This window comes from Amycolatopsis sacchari (assembly GCF_900114035.1).
Lineage (GTDB): Bacteria > Actinomycetota > Actinomycetes > Mycobacteriales > Pseudonocardiaceae > Amycolatopsis_E > Amycolatopsis_E sacchari.
This window is the reverse complement of record NZ_FORP01000010.1, coordinates 100,344-119,117: the sequence shown is the minus strand read 5'-3', so window position 1 is coordinate 119,117 and position 18,774 is coordinate 100,344. Positions and strand designations below refer to the sequence as shown.

At 70.3% G+C, this 18,774-nt stretch carries 18 protein-coding genes; 9 read left to right on the top strand and 9 right to left on the bottom strand.

Features of this window, described 5'->3' with window-relative positions; genetic code table 11:
* Positions 1–27: 27 nt before the first annotated feature.
* Positions 28–309 (bottom strand): metal-sensitive transcriptional regulator, encoded by a 282-nt coding sequence (locus BMZ92_RS18520; RefSeq protein ID WP_091509155.1) that lies wholly within the window; start codon positions 307–309, stop codon positions 28–30.
* Between the two features lie 108 nt (positions 310–417).
* On the opposite strand from BMZ92_RS18520, the gene nicT reads away from it, so the two are divergent.
* Genes nicT through BMZ92_RS18505 form a run of 3 tightly spaced genes read left to right on the top strand, consistent with a single transcriptional unit; the run spans position 418 to position 3,891 of the window.
* Positions 418–1,473 (top strand): HoxN/HupN/NixA family nickel/cobalt transporter, encoded by a 1,056-nt coding sequence (gene nicT / locus BMZ92_RS18515; RefSeq protein WP_483860451.1) that lies wholly within the window; start codon positions 418–420, stop codon positions 1,471–1,473.
* A gap of 38 nt (positions 1,474–1,511) precedes the next feature.
* Positions 1,512–1,715, top strand: a complete 204-nt coding sequence (locus tag BMZ92_RS18510; RefSeq protein WP_091509149.1) for a heavy-metal-associated domain-containing protein — start codon at positions 1,512–1,514, stop codon at positions 1,713–1,715.
* A gap of 1 nt (position 1,716) precedes the next feature.
* On the top strand, positions 1,717–3,891 hold the full coding sequence (locus tag BMZ92_RS18505; RefSeq protein ID WP_091509148.1) for a heavy metal translocating P-type ATPase: 2,175 nt from the start codon (positions 1,717–1,719) through the stop codon (positions 3,889–3,891).
* On the opposite strand, the gene BMZ92_RS18500 is transcribed toward BMZ92_RS18505, so the two are convergent.
* Positions 3,892–5,040, bottom strand: coding sequence for a permease (locus BMZ92_RS18500; protein WP_091509146.1), 1,149 nt, complete (start codon positions 5,038–5,040; stop codon positions 3,892–3,894).
* A 58-nt stretch (positions 5,041–5,098) separates the two neighbouring features.
* Here BMZ92_RS18500 and BMZ92_RS18495 point away from each other — a divergent pair, with 58 nt between their 5' ends.
* Complete coding sequence (locus tag BMZ92_RS18495; RefSeq protein ID WP_218153490.1) at positions 5,099–6,208, top strand: CaiB/BaiF CoA transferase family protein; 1,110 nt, start codon at positions 5,099–5,101, stop codon at positions 6,206–6,208.
* Here the strand turns inward: BMZ92_RS18495 and BMZ92_RS18490 are convergent.
* From BMZ92_RS18490 to BMZ92_RS18465, 6 genes are all read right to left on the bottom strand, one after another.
* Positions 6,194–6,970: an IclR family transcriptional regulator gene (locus tag BMZ92_RS18490; RefSeq protein WP_091509141.1), complete on the bottom strand. Its 777-nt coding sequence runs from the start codon at positions 6,968–6,970 to the stop codon at positions 6,194–6,196. The genes BMZ92_RS18495 and BMZ92_RS18490 overlap by 15 nt on opposite strands.
* A gap of 12 nt (positions 6,971–6,982) precedes the next feature.
* The gene (locus BMZ92_RS18485; protein WP_091509139.1) at positions 6,983–8,305 is read right to left on the bottom strand and encodes an MFS transporter; all 1,323 of its coding nucleotides are present in this window, start codon (positions 8,303–8,305) and stop codon (positions 6,983–6,985) included.
* 30 nt (positions 8,306–8,335) lie between these two features.
* The gene (locus tag BMZ92_RS18480; RefSeq protein ID WP_091509137.1) at positions 8,336–9,616 is read right to left on the bottom strand and encodes a glucarate dehydratase family protein; all 1,281 of its coding nucleotides are present in this window, start codon (positions 9,614–9,616) and stop codon (positions 8,336–8,338) included.
* Between the two features lie 11 nt (positions 9,617–9,627).
* On the bottom strand, positions 9,628–10,554 hold the full coding sequence (locus BMZ92_RS18475) for a 5-dehydro-4-deoxyglucarate dehydratase (protein ID WP_091509135.1): 927 nt from the start codon (positions 10,552–10,554) through the stop codon (positions 9,628–9,630).
* A gap of 120 nt (positions 10,555–10,674) precedes the next feature.
* The gene (locus BMZ92_RS18470; protein WP_091509132.1) at positions 10,675–12,462 is read right to left on the bottom strand and encodes a thiamine pyrophosphate-requiring protein; all 1,788 of its coding nucleotides are present in this window, start codon (positions 12,460–12,462) and stop codon (positions 10,675–10,677) included.
* A 67-nt stretch (positions 12,463–12,529) separates the two neighbouring features.
* Complete coding sequence (locus BMZ92_RS18465; RefSeq protein WP_091509130.1) at positions 12,530–13,552, bottom strand: Ppx/GppA phosphatase family protein; 1,023 nt, start codon at positions 13,550–13,552, stop codon at positions 12,530–12,532.
* A gap of 124 nt (positions 13,553–13,676) precedes the next feature.
* Here BMZ92_RS18465 and cutA point away from each other — a divergent pair, with 124 nt between their 5' ends.
* From cutA to BMZ92_RS18450, 3 genes are read left to right on the top strand one after another with little or no spacing between them, the layout of a single operon-like run.
* The gene (gene cutA, locus BMZ92_RS18460) at positions 13,677–13,991 is read left to right on the top strand and encodes a divalent-cation tolerance protein CutA (RefSeq protein ID WP_091509128.1); all 315 of its coding nucleotides are present in this window, start codon (positions 13,677–13,679) and stop codon (positions 13,989–13,991) included.
* Between the two features lie 40 nt (positions 13,992–14,031).
* The gene (locus BMZ92_RS18455) at positions 14,032–15,330 is read left to right on the top strand and encodes a glycoside hydrolase family 1 protein (protein WP_091509125.1); all 1,299 of its coding nucleotides are present in this window, start codon (positions 14,032–14,034) and stop codon (positions 15,328–15,330) included.
* A 44-nt stretch (positions 15,331–15,374) separates the two neighbouring features.
* Entirely contained in the window at positions 15,375–16,460 is a 1,086-nt protein-coding gene (locus BMZ92_RS18450; RefSeq protein ID WP_091509123.1) for an MBL fold metallo-hydrolase, read from the top strand.
* Between the two features lie 4 nt (positions 16,461–16,464).
* On the opposite strand, the gene BMZ92_RS18445 is transcribed toward BMZ92_RS18450, so the two are convergent.
* Positions 16,465–16,842, bottom strand: coding sequence for a TIGR03618 family F420-dependent PPOX class oxidoreductase (locus tag BMZ92_RS18445; protein WP_091509121.1), 378 nt, complete (start codon positions 16,840–16,842; stop codon positions 16,465–16,467).
* Positions 16,843–16,888: 46 nt separating this feature from the next.
* Between BMZ92_RS18445 and BMZ92_RS18440 the strand changes: the two genes are divergently transcribed.
* Positions 16,889–17,659 (top strand): metal-dependent hydrolase, encoded by a 771-nt coding sequence (locus BMZ92_RS18440; protein WP_091509386.1) that lies wholly within the window; start codon positions 16,889–16,891, stop codon positions 17,657–17,659.
* 11 nt (positions 17,660–17,670) lie between these two features.
* A complete protein-coding gene (locus BMZ92_RS18435) occupies positions 17,671–18,768 on the top strand; it encodes a hypothetical protein (protein ID WP_091509119.1) in 1,098 nt (365 codons plus the stop codon).
* The last annotated feature ends 6 nt before the right edge of the window (positions 18,769–18,774 follow it).

Here is an 18,774-nt window from a genome sequence, read left to right as displayed (position 1 = left end):
GGGGGCGGGTTGGGGCTGGGGGCTTCTTCAGGACTTGACGAGGCGCGCGATGGCGTCCGATGCCTCGCGCACCTTGATCTCGGCCTCCCGGCCGCCCGCCTTCGCCGCGTCGACCACGCAGCTGGAGAGGTGCTCGTCGAGCAGTTCGAGCGAGAACGACTGCAGCGCCTTGGTCGCGGCCGAGACCTGCGTGAGGATGTCGATGCAGTACTTGTCCTCTTCGACCATCCGCTGCAGCCCCCGGATCTGCCCTTCGATCCGGCGGAGCCGCTTGAGGTAGGCGTCCTTGTCCCCGCTGTAGCTCGCCATTTCGCTGCCCACCTTCGTTCTCGGCTTCTGCTCGATGATACCCGCTCCCCGTATCCCGAGACAGAACTGAAACCTGATCTACCTGTTCATCTGATTACTCTGTCAGGTGTGATCAGGCGCGACTGGGCGGCCGTGGCCGCCATGGCGGTGTTCGTGGTGGTGCTCAACGCGGTGGGCTGGGGGGTGCTGACCCTGTTCGTCGTGCCCGAGCACTACCAGATCGGGAACGCGCAGGTGTTCGGCATCGGGCTCGGCGTCACCGCGTTCACCCTGGGCATGCGGCACGCGTTCGACGCCGACCACATCGCGGCGATCGACAACACCACGCGGAAGCTGATCGCCGACGGGCAGCGCCCGCTGACCGTGGGGTTCTGGTTCTCGCTCGGGCATTCGACGATCGTCTTCGGGCTGTGCCTGCTGTTGTCGCTCGGCGTGCGCGCGCTGGCCGGGCAGGTCGAGGACGATTCGTCGACGCTGCACCAGATCACCGGGGTGATCGGGGTGTCGGTGTCCGGCGTGTTCCTGTGCCTGCTCGGGCTGGTCAACCTGGTCGTGCTCGCCGGGATCCTCAAGGTGTTCCGCGGCATGCGGGAGGGGAGGTTCACGGAGGCGCAGCTGGAGGAGCAGCTGAACAAGCGCGGGCTGCTCAACCGCGTGCTGAGCCGCACGACGGCGGGTGTGCGCAAGCCGTGGCACATCTACCCCGTCGGCGTGCTGTTCGGGCTCGGGTTCGACACCGCCACCGAGGTCGGCCTGCTGGTGCTGGCCGGGGGAGCGGCCGCGTTCTCCCTGCCGTGGTACGCGATCCTCGTGCTGCCGGTGCTGTTCGCGGCCGGGATGACGTTGTTCGACGCGGCGGACGGGGTGTTCATGCACCGCGCCTACGACTGGGCGTTCGCGCAGCCGGTGCGCAAGATCTTCTACAACATCACGGTCACCGCGTTGTCCGTGGTGGTCGCCCTGCTGATCGGGGTGATCGAGCTGATCAGCGTGCTCGCCGAACGGCTGGACATCACCACGGGGCCGCTCGCGGCGATCGCCAACCTGAACCTCGACTACGTGGGCTTCGTGATAGTCGGGTTGTTCCTGGTGACGTGGGCCGTCGCGGTGCTGGTGTGGCGCGTCGGGCGGATCGAGGAGCGCTGGGCGCTGCCCACCGAGTGAAGGTGTCCCCGATACGGGTAGGGGGTAAAGTCGGCGGTATGACTGAGACCAGCTACACCGTCACGGGGATGACCTGCGCCCACTGCGTCAAGGCGGTCAGCGAGGAGGTCGGCAGGATCGAGGGCGTCGAGTCCGTCGCCGTCGACCTGCCCACCGGGGCGCTCACCATCGTCAGCGAGCGCCCGCTCGATGACGCCGCGGTCCGCGCCGCCGTCGACGAGGCCGGGTACCAGGTCGCCTGACATGCCCGGCACGGCGGAGCGGCTCGAGCTCGTGATCGGCGGGATGACGTGTGCGTCCTGCGCGATGCGGGTGGAGAAGAAGCTGAACAAGCTCGACGGGGTCACCGCCACGGTCAACTACGCCACCGAGAAGGCCGACGTGACCTTCCCGGCGGACGTGGACCCGCAGCGCCTGGTCGAGACCGTCGAGGCCGCGGGCTACACCGCCACGTTGCCGCGGCCGGAGACCGAGGAGCCCGACCCCGTGCGCCCGCTGCGGCACCGGCTGGTCGTGTCCGCGGTGCTCGCCGTGCCGGTGATCGTGCTCGCGATGGCTCCGGCGCTGCAGTTCGACTACTGGCAGTGGGTGTCGCCGGCGCTGGCGGCCCCGGTGATCACGTGGGCCGCGTGGCCGTTCCACCGCGCCGCGTGGACGAACCTGCGGCACGGCGCCGCCACGATGGACACGTTGATCTCCGTCGGCACGCTCGCCGCGTTCCTGTGGTCGCTGTACGCGCTCGTCTTCGGGGACGCCGGGACGATCGGCATGCGGCACCCGTTCGAGCTGACGATCGGTCGCTCCGGCGGGGACGCCGTGTACTTCGAGGTCGCCACCGGGGTGACCGCGTTCCTGCTGGCCGGCCGCTACTTCGAGGCGCGGTCCAAGCGGCGGGCGGGCGCGGCGTTGCGTGCGCTGCTCGAACTCGGCGTGAAGGACGTCGCCGTGCTGCGGGACGGGACCGAGGTCAGGATCCCCGCCGCGCAGCTGTCCGCCGGTGACCGGTTCGTCGTCCGTCCCGGCGAGAAGATCGCGACCGACGGCGTGGTGGAGGACGGTTCCTCCGCGGTCGACGCGAGCATGCTGACGGGCGAGTCCGTGCCGGTGGAGGTCGGGCCGGGCGACCCCGTCGTGGGGGCGACGGTCAACGCCGGCGGCCGGCTGGTGGTGCGGGCGACGCGCGTCGGCGGGGACACGCAGCTGGCGCAGATGGCGAAGCTCGTCGAGGCCGCGCAGACCGGGAAAGCGCAGGTCCAGCGGCTGGCGGACCGCGTCGCCGGGGTGTTCGTGCCGATCGTGCTGGGGCTGTCGCTGGTCACGCTCGTCGGGTGGCTGATCGCGGGCGGCGCGCCGTCCGCCGCCTTCACCGCGGCGGTCGCGGTGCTGATCATCGCCTGCCCGTGTGCGCTGGGCCTGGCGACGCCGACAGCGCTGCTCGTCGGCACGGGCCGTGGCGCGCAGCTGGGCATCCTGATCAAGGGCCCGGAGGTGCTGGAGAGCACCCGCCGGATCGACACGATCGTCCTCGACAAGACGGGCACGGTGACCACGGGCCGGATGGCGCTGGTCGACGTGCACCTCGCCCCCGGCGTGGACCGGGCCGAGGTGTTGCGGCTGGCGGGCACCCTGGAAAGCGCTTCCGAGCACCCCATCGCCAAGGCGATCGCCGCGGCGGCGCCGGAACTGGGCGAACTCACCGAGTTCGGCAACGTCGAAGGGCTCGGCGTGCGCGGGGTCGTCGACGGCCGCGAGGTCGTCGTGGGGCGGGCCGCCTTGTTCGGGGAACTGGGTGAGCTTGCCGAGGCGAAAGCGGCCGCCGAGGAGCGGGGGCGGACGGCTGTGGTCGTCGGCTGGGGCGGGCAGGCGCGCGCGGTGCTCGCGGTCGCGGACACCGTCAAACCGACGTCCGCCGAGGCCATCACGCGGTTCCGTGAGCTGGGGCTGCGGCCGGTGCTGCTGACGGGGGACAACGAGGCGGTCGCCAGGGAGGTCGCGCGCGAGGTCGGCGTCGACGAGGTGATCGCCGAGGTGCTGCCCGCCGACAAGGTCGACGTGGTCAAGCGCCTGCAGGACGAGGGGCACCGCGTGGCGATGGTTGGCGACGGTGTGAACGACGCGGCCGCGCTCGCGCAGGCCGACCTGGGCCTGTCGATGGGCACGGGCACGGACGTCGCGATCGAGGCCGGGGACCTCACGCTGGTGCGCGGCGACCTGCGTGCGGCAGCCGACGCGATCCGCCTGTCCCGGCGCACGCTGGCGACGATCAAGGGAAACCTGTTCTGGGCCTTCGCCTACAACGTGGCGGCGCTGCCGCTCGCGGCGGCGGGGCTGCTGAACCCGATGATCGCGGGCGCGGCGATGGCGTTCAGCTCTGTGTTCGTGGTCAGCAATTCCTTGCGCCTGAGGCGGTTCCGGTAGTCAGTGGTGGTGCTCCTGGTCGGGGGCGCCACCCATCATCCTCAGCATGGGCAAGCCGCCGCTGCGGACGAAGCGGCTGACCAGTGCCGCGGCGAGCACCAGGAACGCGATGTTCAGCCACGTCGTGTAGTTCCACGTCACCCCTGCTTCCACGACCTGCGCGTCGCGGGCTTCCGGAGTCAGCCCGGTGACACCGAACAGCAGCTCCACGAGGTAGCCGGCGGCGACCATCGCGACGTAGAACGTGCCAAGCACCGTCAGCGCCATCCGCATGCCGTAGTACTTCCGGTAGATGTTCAGGATCGGCAGGATCAGCAGGTCCGCGAACAGGAACGCGACGACGCCGCCGAAGCTGATGCCCCCGTTCCACAACACCGCGGCGAGCGGGACGTTGCCGATCGAGCACACGAAGCTCAGGATCGCCACGACCGGGCCGATGACGGGACCCCACAACGCGGAGCCCAGCGGGTGGTCGGTGAGGAAGAAGCCCTGCCAGAACGACTCGGGCACCCACGCCCCGATCGCGCCCGCGATCAGCAGGCCCACCACCAGGTCGCGCAGGATCGCCGCCCATTCCATGACGAACACGTGCGACACCGAGGTGAACCCCTCCGGGGAGAGCAGCCTGCGCCAGAACGAACCCTCGCGGCTGACGGACATGTCCATCGCCGCATGCCCTTCCATCGAACCGGCGATGCCCTTCTCCGCTTGGTCACGGGCCTTGCGCAGCAAGCGTTCCCGTACGAACAGCCGGAACAGCAGTGCGACGAACACGATCATCAGCGGGCCGCCGACGAACTCCGCGACGGTGAACTGCCAGCCCAGCAGCAACGCCAGCAGGATGCCCAGCTCGACGACGAGGTTGGTGGAAGCGATCTCGAAGGTCATCGCCGCCGTGAAGTTCGCGCCCTTCCGGAACAGCGACCGCGCGAGGGCCACCGCCGCGTACGAACAGGACGACGACGCCGCGCCGAGCCCGGCGGACACCGCCAGCGTCCGGGGGCGGTCGTCGCCGAGGAGGCGCACGATCGTCGACTTGCGCACGACCGCCTGCACGACGGCGGACAGGGCGAACCCCAGGACGAGGGCCCACAGGACCTCCCACGCCATGGAGCCCGCGAGCGCGAGTGCCTCGCCGATCGCCTTCATACCTAGCAGGGGTATCACAGGTCCGAGATGCGGGCCAGCCGTGAGGTAGAAGGGAGCGGTGAGTGGACCTCTGTCCGGCGTGCTGGTCGCCGACTTCAGCCGGGTGCTCGCCGCACCCTACCTGACGATGCTGCTCGCCGACCTCGGCGCCGACGTGATCAAGGTGGAGCGGCCGGGTACCGGTGACGACACGCGGGCGTGGGGTCCGCCGTACGCGGACGGTGAGGCCGTCTACTACCGCTCGGTCAACCGCAACAAGCGGTCCGTCGTGCTGGACCTCGCCGACCCGGCCGCGCGGGAGCTGGCACGACGCGCCGACGTGCTGATCGAGAACTTCCGGCCCGGTCTGATGGCCCGCTTCGGGCTCGACCACGAAAGCCTGCGGACGGACAACCCCGGGCTGGTGTACTGCTCGATCTCGGGTTTCGGCAGCGGCGCGGGAGCGGCCCTGCCCGGCTACGACCTGCTCGTCCAGGCCGTCGGCGGGCTGATGAGCGTCACCGGTCCCGGCCCCGGCGAGCCGACGAAGGTGGGCGTCGCGCTGGTGGACGTGCTCACCGGGCTGCACGCCGGCCTCGGCATCCTCGCCGCGCTTCGGCACCGGGACACCACCGGCGAAGGGCAGCTCATCGAGGTGGACCTGCTCAGCACGCTGCTGTCGAGCATGGTCAACCAGAGCGCGAACCACCTGATGGCGGGAATGGTGCCGGAACCGAAGGGCAACCGGCACCCGTCGATCGCGCCGTACGAGGTCTACCCGGCCGCGGACCGCCCGATCGCGCTCGCCGTGGGCAACGACCGCCAGTTCGAGGCGCTCGCCGCCGCGCTCGAACTGGAGCCCGACGAGCGGTTCGCCACGAACGCCGACCGGGTCGCGCACGTGGACGAACTGGCCGACCTGCTCAGCGCGCGGCTGCGGACCCGGACCGCCGACGAGTGGTTCGAGCTGCTGACCCCGCTCGGCGTGCCGTGTGGTCCGGTCAACGACCTCGGCGAGGCGTTCGCGCTGGCCGAGCGGCTCGGGCTGGCGCCACGCGCGCCCGGCGGCACCGTGCGCAATCCGATCGGGTTGTCCGCGACGCCGCCCGAGTACCGGCTGCCACCGCCGGAGCTCGGCGAGCACACGGAGGAGGTGCTCAAGTGGCTGCGGGAGTCACCAGGCCGCTGAGCGGACCGCGCGTTCGATGGCCGTGCGGGCCTCGGCGAGCGCGTCGAGGATCGACTGCTCCGTCGCGGGGGTCAGGCGGGCGATGGGTACGGAGCAGCTGATCGCGTCGAGCACCGGCGTCTCGTACCGCAGCGCCATGCCGAAACAGCGCAGGCCGACCGTGCCCTCCTCGTTGTCGATCGCGTAACCACGCTCCCGCACGCCCACCAGGTCCGCGAGCAGCCCCGGCCGGTCGAGGGTGTGTTCGGTCAACGCGGGCATCTCCGGCGGGAGGAGCTTTTCGACCTCCTCGTCGGGCCGCTCCGCCAGGATCGCCTTGCCCAGGGACGTGATGTACGCGGGGAGGCGGCGGCCGACGCGGCTGAACGGACGCAGGTAGTGCCGCGACTCGCGGGTTGCCAGGTACACGATGTCCGAGCCGTCGAGCCGGGCGAAGTGCACCGTCTCGCCGACCTTCTCGCCCAGGTCCTCCAGGTGCGGTTTCGCCGCGGCCAGCCGTTGGTCGCCGTCGATGTAGGAGGTGCCGACGAGCAACGCCCGCACACCGATCGTGTACAGCGAACCCGTGGGGTCGGTGCGCACCCAGCCGCGGTTCACCAGGGTCTGCAGCAGGGCGTACAGGCTGCTGCGCGGCACGTCCATGCGCTCGGCGAGCTGCCGCAGGCTCATCGGCTGACCGTCGAGGCTCCCGAGTACCTCGAGAACCTCGACGGTGCGCGCGGCCGACTTCACATCGCGCACGCCCTTCTGCTGCTCAGGCATGCACGCATCTTCTCACTGGACCACGGGCGCGGTGACCCGCGAGCGCGCGGGCACGTGCCGGGCCCGCACCAGGAAGACCGTGCCCGCGGCCAGCACGGAGACGATCGACAGCGCGTACAGCCCGCCCGCGGTGCTGCCGGTGCTCTCCTCCACGGCACCGACGACGGTCGGGCCGACGAACCCGCCCAGGTTGCCGAGGGAGTTGATCAACGCGATGCCCGCGGCGGCGATCTTCAGGTCGAGGCTGTGCTGGGCCAGCGGCCAGAACGCCGACGCCGCGCACTTGAAGCCCGTCGCGCCGAGGCACAACGCGACCAGCGCGAACCACGGCGGCCCGACGGTCGCCAGGAACGTGCCCGCCGCACCCAGTACGAGCCCGACCGCGACCCACGGCCGCCGTTTGCCCGTGCGGTCGGTGTACCAGGCGAGCGTGTACATCGCGACGATCGCGCAGATCCACGGGATCGCCGAGAGCAGGCCGACCATGAAGTCCGACGTGTCCGGGATCTTCTTCACGATGCTGGGCAGCCAGAACGTGATCGCGTACCCGGTCAGCGACATCGCGAAGAACAGCCAGCACAGCAACAACACCTGCGGGTTCGTGACGAGCTTCCACCGCGGCACGCTCGCGGTCTTCTTGTCGCTGCGGACGGCTTCGTCGCGTTCGATCGCCGCGCTCAGCGCCGACTTCTCCTCGTCGGTCAGCCACTTCGCGTCCTTCACGCGCGAGACCAGGAAGAACCCGGCCACGATGCCGATCACGACGGAGAACCCGCCTTCCAGCAGGAACATCCACTTCCAGCCGGCGATGCCGCCGAGGCCGTGCATCTCCAGCAGCGCTCCGCTGATCGGCCCGGTCACGATGTACGCCGACGCGGAACCGCCGAGGAAGATCGCCGTCGCGCGACCGCGTTCGGCGTTGGGGAGCCACTTCGTGAAGTAGTAGATGACCCCGGGGAAGAACCCGGCCTCCGCGACGCCGAGCAGGAACCGCAGGAGGTAGAACGTGGTGGCGTTGCTGGTGAACGCGGTCGCGGCGACCACCACGCCCCACGTGATCATGATGCGCGTCAGCCACACGCGGGCACCGAAGCGTTCGAGCAGCATGTTGCTCGGCACCTCGAAGATCGCGTAGCCGACGAAGAACAGCCCAGCGCCGAGCCCGAAGGCCGCGGCGCCGATGCCCAGATCGGTCTTGAAGTGGGTCTGGACGAACCCGACGTTGGTGCGGTCCATCTGGTTGATCACCAGCATGAACACCACCAGCGGCAGCATGCGGCGGAAGAACTTCTTGACCGCGCTGCGGTAGGCGGGGTTTTCGGAAGACAGCGTCATCGACGTCTCCGGTCTCTCTCGGGGAAGCCGTTACCAGCGGGGGAACTTCGGCGCGGTGAAGTCGGGGTGCACGCGGCGCATCGCGGCGGCGTCGTCCCGGCGGCGCACATCGCTCTCCTGCCAGCGCTGGTGCAGTTTCGCGAGGGCGTCGCGGTCGAGTTCCACGCCGAGGCCCGGGGTGTCCGGCACGCTGATCTTGCCGCCGGAGAACGTGTGCGGCTGCGTGATCACGTCTTCGGTCTGCCACGGCCGGTGGGTGTCGCACGCGTAGCGCAGGTCCGGGATCGTCGCGGCCACCTGGGTCATCGCGGCGAGGCTGATGCCGAGGTGCGTGTTGGAGTGCATGGAGACGCCGACGCCGAAGGTCCGGCACACCGCGGCGAGGTCCTGCGTCGCCCGCAGGCCGCCCCAGTAGTGGTGGTCGGAGAGCACGACCTGCACCGCGTCGGTCTTGAACGCCTCGGGGATCTCGTCGAACGCGGTCACACACATGTTCGTGGCCAGCGGGAGCGACGTGTGCCGGGCGACCTCGGCCATGTTCGCGGTGCCGGTCGTCGGGTCTTCGAGGTATTCGAGGACGTCCTCCAGCGCGGCCGCCACTTCCAGACTGGTCGCGACCGACCAAGCGCCGTTCGGGTCGAGCCGCACCGGCTGCCCGGGGAAGGCCTCCGCGAGCGCACGCGCGGCGGCGACCTCCTGCTTCGGCTCGAAGACGCCACCCTTGAGCTTGAACGAGCTGAAGCCGTAGTCCTCGGCCATGCGCTTGGCCTGCGCCACGACACCGTCCGGGTCGAGCGCGGAGCCCCAGTCGTCCTTGGGCTCGTCCGGCTCCGGGTGCTCGGCCCAGCGGTAGAACAGGTACGCGCTGTACTCGACCGCGTCGCGCACCTTGCCGCCCAGCAGCGCGTGCACGGGCAGGTCCAGCTCGTGCCCGAGCGCGTCCCAGATCGCGACTTCGAACGCCGACGCGACGCTGGAGGCGATCTTCCCCATCGTCCGGCTGCCGCGCAGCCCTTCGGCCTGCACGGTGTTGTCCACCCGCTCGGCTCCGACGCGTTCCAAACATTGTGTAACGGCTGTATGCAGGTTGTTCACAACGAGTTCGGCGCCCCTGAGCTGCGGCGCGAAGGCTTCGGCGAGCTTGAGGTAGTCGGTGTCGCCGTAGGTCTCACCGAGGCCGACCGCGCCGCTTTCGGTGATCACCTCGACGATCGTGCGAGGTGTATACGGCTGGTGTACGCCCTGCAGGTTCAGCAGGGGCGGGTCGGCGATCAGGATGGGCGTGACGCGTACTTCCGCGATGCGGGACAACTGTGTCCTCCTCAGACCAGGTCGAGGCCGGTGGCCAGCAGGGCTTTCAGGGTGGTCAGCTCTTCCGGGGTGGGATCGGTCAGCGGCGCGCGCACCGGGCCGACAGGCAGGTCGCGCAGCCGGGCCGCGGCCTTGACCAGCGACACCGCGTAGCCGGGGCGGTGGTCACGCAGCTCGACGAACGGCTGGTAGAAGTGCCGCAGCAGCTCGTCCACACGCGACTGGTCACCGGCGTGCAACGCGGTGAAGAACGCCTTCGAGATCTCCGGTGCGAACGCGTGCACAGCGGACGAATACGCGGGGATGCCGATCGCGGAGTACGCGCGAGCCTGCATCTCGGCGGTCGCGACACCGTTGAAGAACAGGAAGTCCTCCGGGGCGGCGAGCTTGAGGCGCTGCAGCTGGTCGAGGTCGCCGTGCCCGTCCTTGAGGCCGATGACCCCGGGGATCTTCGCCAGCTGTGCGACGGACGCCGCGGTGAAAGTGACGTAGTCGCGCTGGTATGCGATGAGTGGCAGCGAGGTGGCCTCGGCGACCTTGCGCACCTGCTCGACCAGGCCGTCGACGGGTGCCTTCACGAGGTAGTGCGGCAGCAGGAGGGCACCGTCCGCGCCCGCCTCCTCGGCGCGGGCGGCGTACTGCGCGGCGATCGCCCAGCCGTAGCCGACGCCGGCGATGACCGGGACACGGTGCGCGGTCTCCTCGACGGCGATGCGCACGACCTCGGCGTACTCGTCCAGCGTCAACGAGAAGAACTCACCGGTGCCGCACGCGACGAACACGGCGGCGGGATCCGCCGCGAGCTGCGTGCGGAGGTAGGTGCGGAACGCGTCCGGGGCCAGCTCGCCGCCTTCGGTGAACGGGGTCAGGGGGAACGAGAGCACTCCGGCGGCCATGCGGCTCCGGAGCAGTTCTGCGGTTTCGTGCGGTCTGCTCATCAGCTCGTCTTCATATGTAGACAGTGACTCGATATGAAGACAGCCTAGGAACATCCAGCCGGGCGAGTCAATGGCGAGGGCCCCCTTCCCGGCGGGAAGAGGGCCCTCAGTGCGGTGCGATCAGCGGGACGGCAGGAGTTCCTGTGCTTTGGTTTTGAGTCCTTGTGCCATGAGGTGCCAGGCGTTGGGGTCGCCTTTGAGGACGGCTTCGGCGGCGGATTTCATCTGCTCGAACGTCGCGTGGGGTGGGATCGGCGGGACTTCGGGGTCGCACCGCACGTCGAGCACCGCGGGCCGGTCGGCCGCCAGCACCCGGTCCCACGCGGGGCCGAGTTGGTCCGGAGAGTCGACCGAGACGCCCTCGAAGCCCAGTGAGCGGGCGATCTCGGCGTAGTTCACGTCGGGCAGGGACTGGGATTCCTCGAACTTGGGTGCTCCGCCCATCGCGCGCAGTTCCCAGGTGACCTGGTTGAGGTCGTTGTTGTGGAACACGCACACCACCAGCCGCGGGTCGGCCCACAACTCGCGGTAGCGGGCGATCGTGATCAGCTCGGCCAGCCCGTTCATCTGCATCGCCCCGTCCCCGACCAGGGCGATCACCGGCCGGTCCGGGCAGGCGAACTTCGCCCCGATCGCATACGGCACCCCCGGCCCCATCGTCGCCAGCGTCCCCGACAGCGACCCCCGCACCCGGCCCCGGATCTTCAGGTTGCGGGCGTACCAGTTGGTGGAGGACCCGGAGTCGGCGGTGATGATCGCGTCCTCCGGCAACCGCTGGGACAGCTCGTGCACGATCCGCATCGGGTTGACCGGCTTCGCCTCCAGCATCGCCTGCTGCTCCACCGTCGCCCACCAATCGGCCACATTCTTCTCGACCGTCTGCCGCCAGGAGCGGTCTTGCTTGCGGGTGAGCATCGGCAGCAACGCCCGCAGCGTGCCCTGCGCCTCACCGACCAGGTTCACCTCCGTCGGATACCGCATCCCGATCATCGACCCGTCCAGATCGATCTGCACCCCCCGCGCTTTCCCGTACTCGGGCAGGAACTGCGAATACGGGAAGTTCGAGCCCACGATCAGCAGGGTGTCGCAGTCCCGCATCAGCTCATACGACGGGCGAGTGCCCAACAACCCGATCGACCCGGTGACATAGGGCAGGTCGTCGGGCAGCACATCCTTACCCAGCAACGCCTTCGCCACCCCCGCCCCGGTGACCTCGGCGAGTTTGCGCACCTCCGCCGCGGCGTTGCGCGCGCCCTGCCCCACCAAGATGGCGACCTTCTGGCCGGCGTTGAGGATCTCGGCCGCGCGGGCCAGCTCGTCCTCCGGCGGGATCGTCACCGGATGCGGCCACCCCGGCGCACTGGAAGGCACCTGTTTGAACGCGTGCTCCGGCGGCGAGTACGGCGACTCCTGCAGGTCGTTCGGGATGATCACCGCCGTCGGGGCGCGTTTGGCCAGCGCGGTGCGGATCGCCCGGTCCAGCGCGTTGGGCAACTGCTCGGCGACGTTCACCTCGACCAGATACTCACTGGCGACGTCCTTGTACAGCGCTTGGAGGTCCACCTCCTGCTGATAGGAACCCCCCATCGCCGACCGCGCGGTCTGCCCCACGATCGCGACCACCGGCACGTGGTCCAACTTGGCGTCATACAGGCCGTTGAGCAGGTGGATCGCCCCCGGCCCCGAGGTGGCCATGCACACCCCGACCTGGCCGGAGAACTTCGCGTACCCGACCGCTTCGAACGCCGCCATCTCCTCATGCCGGGCCTGCACGAACCGCGGCTGGTTGTCCGCCTTACCGAACGAGGCCACGATGCCGTTGATCCCATCACCCGGGTAGGCGAAAACCTGCTCCACACCCCACTCACGCAACCGCCGCAGCAGGTAGTCGCCAACCGTCTCGGCCATGGTGCCTCCTCACGCTGTCCCTGGGTTCCGAGTTCGGCTACCCCCGGGGTGAGGCGGTGACACCTCGTCAGGCGTTCAGGCGGTCCGGCACCGGCCGCAGCACCGCGGCGTCCCGTGACGGGTTCACCGCTTTGATCGTCTCCAGCGGCAGGGTCTCCTCGTGCACCTGCAGGCTCGCGAGGTGGTGCAGCATGATCCCCTCGCGCAGCGCCCACGGGCAGATGTCGACCTCGCGGATGTCGAGCGCGCTCATCGTCGCCTTCGCCACGATCGCGCCCGCGAGGATCTGCCGTGCCCGCGACGCGGAAACCCCGCGCAGGCGGGCGCGTTCCGCCGCGCGGAGGTCGGCGAGGCGCGGGATCCAGTGGTCCAGCGAGTCCTGCCGGAGCGTGCGGCGCACGAATGGACCCTTGCGCTGTGGGGCGGCCCCGGCGAGGCGGGCCAGCTGCTTGAACGTCTTCGACGTGCCGACGGCGCGGGAAGGCGCGCCCTCCCAGCGCAGCCGGTCGGCGACCTCGCGCAGCATGTCGCGCACGTGCCGCTGCATGTCCTTGACCTGCCGCCGCGACGGCGGGTCGTCGAGCAGGAACTGGCGGGTCAGGCGGCCGGCGCCGAGCGGGAGGGACAGCGTCAGGTCGGGTTCGGCGTCACGGCCGAGCGCGATCTCCAGCGAGCCGCCGCCGATGTCGAACAGCAGGATGCGGCCGGCGGACCAGCCGTACCAGCGGTGCGCGGCGACGTAGGTGAGGCGGGCTTCGTCCTCACCGGTGAGGTACTGCGGGCGCACGCCCGTGCGGTGCTCGATGCGGTCGAGGATCTCGTCGCGGTTCGTGGCGTCCCGGATGGCCGAGGTGGCGAACAGGAACAGCTGCTCCACGCAGTGTCTTCGCGCCGCGGCCAGCGTCGCGTCGACCGCCTCGACGGCGCGGTGCACGCCCTCCTCCGACAGCGAGCCGTCCGCCTCGATCAGCTCCGCCAGGCGCGTCGGTTCCTTGACCGCCAGCGCGGGCAGCGGAGGCGCGCCGGGGCTCGCGTCCACCACCTGTAGCTGAGCGCAGTTGGAACCGATGTCGAGCACGCCTAATCGCATGAGATCCTGGGTACCCGTTCAGGTGCCCGTTCACACGGATATCCGCCAGGAGCCGCGGCGCTGCCGCACGAGGGCGGGGCGAACGGGCCGGGCGGCGGGTGGGCGTGGTCCTACGCTGGGGCGCATGGCCGAGCACGTCGTCGTCACGACCACCACCGACAGCGAGGACTCCGCGCGGGAGCTGGCCGCGCGTGCGGTCGAGGCGAAACTGGGCGCCTGCGCGCAGATCGTGCCCATCACCAGCGTGTACCGCTGGGAGGGCGAAGTCCAGACCGAACCCGAGTGGCGGGTGGAGATCAAGACGGCGGCGGACCGGGTGGCGCCGCTCGTGTCCCTGCTGGAGGACGTGCACAGCTACGACACCCCGGAGGTCATCGCGACGCCCATCGAAGGCGGGAGCACCGAGTACTTGCGCTGGGTGATCGCGGAAACACGGTGACGATTGACGGGGCCGTACGGCGAACGTAAATTTCTTTCGCATGTTGCGCCGGAGCCTCGCCGTCGTCCTCGTCGTCGTTCTCACGGTGCTGGCCTGGCAGCCGGCGCAGGCCGCCGCCTGGTCACGCGCGTTCTACTGGGGCGTGGCGACCGCCGGGTACCAGTCCGAAGGCAGTGCGCCCGACAGCAACTGGTCCCGCTACGTCGCGCGCAGCGGTGAGGTCGACCCGTACGGCAACGCCGTCGACTTCCGGCACCGCTACGCCGAGGACATCCAGCTCGCCGCGGGCATGGGCGTCAACACGTTCCGGTTCAGCGTCGAGTGGGCGCGCGTACAGCCGCGGCCCGGCGTGTGGGACGAGCAGGAGCTGGCGTACTACGACGACGTCGTGCGGCACATCCGCGACGCCGGGATGACGCCGATGATCACCCTGAACCACTGGGTGTACCCGGGCTGGGTCGCCGACCGCGGTGGCTTCGCCGACCCGCGCACGGTCGGCGATTTCCTCGCGTTCACCGAGAAGGTCGTGCAGCGGTACCGGAACGTGCTGTGGGTGACGTTCAACGAACCCGTCGCGTTCCTGAGCCAGGAGCTGAAGATCGGCGCGCTCAACCCGTTGCAGATCCCGTTGTGGCAGGCGGACGTCGTGCTGGCGCACCGTCGCGCGTACGACCTCATCCACCGCCTGGACCCGGGCGCCAAGGTCACCAGCAACCAGGCGTTCTACGCGGGCTTCAACCCGCTGACGGACCTCGTGGTCATGGACCAGATCCGGGACAAGCTGGACTTCGTGGGCCTGGACTACTACTACGGCGTGAGCCTGGACAACCTCACTGCGCTCAACGCGATCTCGGGGGACCTGTGGAAGATCAAGCTCCAGCCCGAGGGGATCTACGACGCGCTGCGGTACTACGCGAACCGGTACCCGAACCTGCCGTTGTACATCGTGGAGAACGGCATGCCGACCGACAACGCCCAGCCGCGCGAGGACGGCTACACACGCGAGACGGCGTTGCGCGACTCGATCTTCTGGGTGCAGCGCGCGAAGGCCGACGGGATCAACGTCATCGGCTACAACTACTGGAGCATCACCGACAACTACGAATGGGGCAGCTACCGCCCCCGCTTCGGACTGTACACAGTGGACGCACTGACCGACCCCTCGCTGACCCGCCGTCCGACGGCCGCGGTGCCCGCGTACCGGGACGTGATCGCGAACGGGGGCGTGCCGGAGGGGTACCGGCTCGGGCAGGCGCCGGCGACCTGCTCGCTCGTGGACTTCCCGCTCAGCTGTCTCGCCCCGCCGAACCCCAGCGGCCCACTCGCTCACCTGGGTTAACGCGGTCTCAGGAAACATCAGCTCGCAGTAGGTAGTTTCGAAGCATGGCGAAGCGACTTCGGTGGACGGTCCCGGTGGCAGCGCTCGGTGCGCTGGCGTGGGCCGTCTGGGAGATCCCCCTCGCGTTCGGCGGCCGCCCGGACCTCGAGGTGATGAAGCGGTCACCCCAGTTCCGCGACGGGCGGTTCCAGAACCTGGCCCCGCCCGTGCCGCAGACCGCGAGCACCGGCCGCGACCTACTCAGGGAGATGCTGTTCGGCGGGCAGCGCCGCAAGCCGGCCGGACCGATCCCGCTCGTCCCGCCGCCGGCGGACCACCCGGCCGACGGACTGCACGTCACCTGGTACGGGCACTCCTCGACGCTGGTCGAGATCGAGGGCAGGCGGATCCTCATCGATCCGGTGTGGGCGAAGCGGGTTTCGCCGTCGCGGCTGATCGGTCCGAAGCGGATGCACGAGCCGCCGTGCCGCCTCGAAGACCTGCCGCCGCTGGACGCGATCATCGTGTCGCACGACCACTACGACCACCTCGACGCGGCCGCCGTCCGCACGCTGGCCCGCATCCAGGACGCCCCGTTCATCGTGCCGCTCGGCGTCGGCTCGCACCTGCGGCGCTGGCGGGTTCCCGCGGAACGGATCATCGAACTCGACTGGCACGAGAGCACCGAGATCTCCGGCGTCCGCATCACGGCCGCCGACGCGCAGCACTTCTCCGGCCGTGCCTTCACCCGCAACAACACGCTGTGGGCGTCGTGGATCATCGCGGGCCCGAACCGCCGCCTGTTCTACAGCGGCGACTCGGGCTACTTCGACGGGTACCGCCGGATCGGGGAGAAGTACGGGCCGTTCGACGCCGCGCTCGTGCAGATCGGCGCGTACCACCCGTCGTGGCCGGACATCCACATGACACCGGAGGAAGGCGTCGCCGCGCACCTCGACGCACGGGGTGGCGTGCTGATCCCCGTGCACTGGGCCACTTTCCGGCTCGCCCTGCACGGCTGGAACGAGCCGGCGGACCGCGTCTGGCGCGAGGCGAAGGCACACGACATCACGCTCGCCGTCCCGCGCCCCGGCGAGCGGCTGGACCTGGACAACCTGCCCGCCGTCGACCCGTGGTGGCAGGCCCTCTAGGCGCTCAGCGCAGCCCGAGCAGGCGGGTGATCCGGATCTCCAGCACCACGCGCTCGGGGTTCGGGCGGGGCCGGCGGTAGCGCGCGGCGTAGCGCTCTTCCGCCTCCCGCACGGACTCCGGGTCCTCGCGCACGACGGCGACGCCCTCCAGCGTCGACCACCGGCGCCCGTCGACCTGCGTCACGGCGACGCGTGCTTCGCCGTTCCCGGCGCGGACGTTGCGGGCCTTCACGCTGTCCCGCGAGCAGATCACGCGTGCGGTGCGGAACTCCTCGTCCACCGTGACCCCGACGGGCACGACGTGCGGCGACCCGTCCTTCCGCAGCGTCGTCAGCGTGCACAGGTGCCGCTCACGCCAGAACTCGTGCAACTCCGGGCTCATCCGGTGTCCTTTCCTGTCGTACCCACTTGCCAAGATCATCCCCATGATGGGCCGCACGCACGCACTCACCGGCTGGTGTGCCGGACTCGCCGTCGCCCCGACCGTGGGCGCGAGTTCGGTGCACCAGGCCGTCGCCTTCGCCGCCACCACGGCCGGTTTCGCGCTGCTGCCCGACCTCGACCACCCCGGCGCGGGCGCGTCACGCCTGCTCGGGCCGGTCACGGGCGCACTGTCCTGGCTGCTCCGGCGTCTGTCGTCGATGCTGTACGCCGTCACGAAGGGGCCGCGCGACGAGCGGCACCGCGGCATGCACCGCCACCTGTCGCACACCGTACTGTTCGCCGCCGGGCTCGGCGCGCTCACGATGTGGGGCACGCGCGCGGGCGGCTGGTACGCCGTCGCCGGCGTGGTGTTGTTCGGGCTGCTGCTCGCCGCGGACGCACTGGGGGACTGGCTGCTGCTCGTCGGCGCCGGGGCCGTGGTGTGGTGGGCGCGCACGGCGAGCGCCGCCGGGGAGCTCCAGGAGCTGACGGGCTGGCTCGGCGTGGCGGTCGCGGTCGGCTGCCTCACCCACTGCCTCGGCGACTCGCTCACCGAGGCGGGCTGCCCGTTCCTGTTCCCGGTCCCGATCGCGGGCGAGACGTGGTACGAGCTGCGGCCGCCGTCGTTCCTGCGCTTCCGCACGGGCAAGCGGGTGGAGAACCTCCTCGTGTTCCCGGCGTTCGTGGTGCTGGGTGTGCTGCTGGTGCCCGGTGTGTGGCAGGGGCTGAGCGGTTTCTTCGAGCAGATTTCCGTCCAGGCCGGTGCCCACCCCTAGACTCCTTTTCCATGACCCGCATCCGGCTCGGCTGGCGAACGAGGCTCGACCAGATTTCCGTCGCGTTCATTTTCCTCGTCCTCGGCGCCGGTTTGGTGCTTTCGGGTGCGATGGCCGGTACCAGCGGCTGGCTGACCGTTCCGATGATCGTCATCGGGGTGGTGTTCCTGCTGGTCGTGGCCTTGCGGCTGCTGGGGTGGCGCTCGTTGCGCTGGCCGCGCGAACTCGTCGTCGACGACAGCGGAATCGGCTACGAGACCAAGGGTGGGGACGCCTTCCGCATTTCCTGGGCGGATCTTTCGGCGGTCGGCGTCGATTCCGAGGAGGGGGTGGACGAGCGATTCGGGCTGGTTCTGGTGTTCTTTCCGAAATCGGGTGATTTCGCCGAGCACCTGTACAGCCCGGTGCTGGTGCGGTTGCCCCGGAATTCCGCGGTGAAGGTGCGGCTGCCGCGCCGCGCGGGCGTGGCCGAGGCGGTCGCGCAGGGGGCTCCGCGGGACTGGCAGCGCGTGCCCTCGACCCCGTGGAGCGCGCTGGTGACGGCGCCCGGGGTCGCGCCGCAGCTGGTTCCGGCGCCCGAAGCGCAGCCGCCGGTCGTGGTCGACCTCGGCAGGCGGACCGTCGTGCAGGCGCTCGTCGGCGGGGTGCTGGCGGCGTGCGTCGGCGCGGGCCTGCTGACCGCGGCCTTCACGGACTCCGGGGCCGGCGTCGTGGTGCGGGTCCTGTCCGTCCTGCTCGGCGCGCCGTTCGCGCTGCTGGCGCTCGGGCTCCTGCTGTGGTCGCCGATGGTGGCGCGCGGCCGGTGTTTCGTGCTCGACGCCGACAGCCTCAGCCTCGACGACCCCAGCGGCGAGCCGTTCACCCTGCCCTGGGGCGAGATCACCTCGGTCGCGGTGGAGACCTTCTGGAGCAGGCGCGCGGTGGGGAGCTTTGCCTCGCGTCGTCGGCTCGACCAGGTGCTCGTCCGCACGCACGAGCGCACCACCACGGTGCACCTGGGCAGCCAGCGCGGCTCGGTCGACGAGCTCGCCCGTGCCGTCCAGCGGTTCGCGCCCCGGCTCTGGGCCGGGGCGACCACGCGCGCCGCCGGCCCGTTCCAGATCAAGTAGGCCGCG